The 1289-nt window shown below is 37.9% G+C and carries 1 protein-coding gene; it reads left to right on the top strand.

What is annotated here, in order from left to right; translation table 11 throughout:
• Positions 1 to 270 precede the first annotated feature (270 nt).
• Positions 271 to 1289, top strand: a 1019-nt coding sequence (gmd, locus tag ACOVQ4_RS10335; protein WP_421820565.1) for a GDP-mannose 4,6-dehydratase, incomplete at its 3' end; no start/stop codon positions are given.

Raw genomic sequence — 1289 nt, 5'->3', positions numbered from 1 at the left:
TTATTAAAAACATTTTCACACTCTTTGCCTAGTGCCTGTTGCCTAGTGCCTAAACTCATAATCGAAATCTAATTTTGCAAAAAAACAGCAACTTCACTTCTTAGAAAAGTACTACAGAGACAGTGACAAACATCTTTTAACTACGTATAAATTTTAACCATCTACTAACCAGTAAGTAAAAACTTTGAGATTGGTAGATGGATTTATTATTTTTGCAAAATGCCTAAACGGCAATTGGCAAAATCGAAATAACGTATTCTAATTTTATAAATGAAAAAAGCCCTAATTACAGGTATTACAGGACAAGACGGAGCCTATTTGGCAGAGTTGCTCCTCTCGAAAGGTTACGAAGTTCATGGTATCAAACGTCGTAGTTCGTTGATAAATACGCAGAGAATCGACCATTTATATGAAGATTTACACAAAGGTGATGTAAAATTTATTTTACATTATGGCGATTTGAGTGATTCTACCAATATCATTCGTATTATTCAAGAAGTTCAGCCCGACGAGATTTATAACCTAGGGGCCATGTCGCACGTAAAAGTTTCGTTCGACGAGCCAGAATACACAGCTCAAGTTGATGGTATTGGTACCTTACGTATTTTAGAGGCTGTGCGTTTATTGGGCTTGACCAAGAAAACTAAAATTTATCAAGCATCTACTTCTGAACTTTACGGCTTGGTACAGGAAGTACCACAATCAGAAAATACACCATTCTATCCTCGTTCGCCTTATGCTGTTGCCAAATTATATGGTTATTGGATTACGGTAAACTATCGTGAAGCCTACGATATGTTTGCAGTGAATGGTATTTTGTTTAACCACGAGTCTCCTTTACGTGGTGAAACTTTTGTAACTCGTAAAATCACTCGTGCTGTAGCTCAAATTGCTCTTGGTCAACAAGATAAATTATATCTTGGAAACTTGGACGCTCAACGCGACTGGGGACATGCCAAAGATTACGTAGAAGCTATGTGGTTGATTCTTCAGCAAGATACACCAGAAGATTACGTTATTGCGACAGGTATCACCACACGTGTACGTGAGTTTGTACGCATGGCATTTGCTTATGTTGGTATCGAAGTAGAATTTACAGGCGAAGGCGTTGATGAAAAAGGTATCGTTAAATCTTGTTCAAACCCTGCTTACCAAGTAGCAGTTGGAACCGAAGTTGTAGCTGTAGACCCTCGTTATTTCCGTCCAACAGAAGTAGAATTGTTGATTGGTGACCCAACCAAAGCTCAAACAAAATTGAACTGGAAACCAAAATTTGATTTGAATGCTCT

Source organism: Flectobacillus sp. (genome assembly GCF_049240685.1).
GTDB lineage: Bacteria > Bacteroidota > Bacteroidia > Cytophagales > Spirosomataceae > Flectobacillus.
This window is presented reverse-complemented; position numbering and strand designations above follow the sequence as displayed.